Genomic DNA, 233 nt, shown 5'->3' with positions numbered 1-233 from the left:
CGTTACGATCTCAAATTTTTTGCGGAAGATGAGAAACGGTCATGTGTTGCCGCTTATGCCGTTTTCCATGGCACCAGCAGTGGTCCGGGGGGACCGGTTGATCCGACAGGAAAAACGGTTGAAGCAGACTATGTCTATGTGATGCAATTTGAGGGAAATCTGATTCGGCATATGACGAAAATATGGAACGATGGCATCAGTCTCCAGCAGTTGGGGTGGATGTAATGCTGGTA

1 pseudogene is annotated in these 233 nt (G+C 48.1%); it reads left to right on the top strand.

From position 1 onward, the window contains the following. Positions 1-225 (top strand): annotated as a pseudogene (locus tag ACYP03_RS28175) (hypothetical protein); the annotation flags it as partial. Positions 226-233 lie beyond the last annotated feature (8 nt).

The organism is Photobacterium sp. R1 (assembly GCF_054600795.1).
The sequence above is the reverse complement of the archived record's forward strand: the minus strand, read 5'-3'. Positions and strand labels throughout refer to the sequence as shown.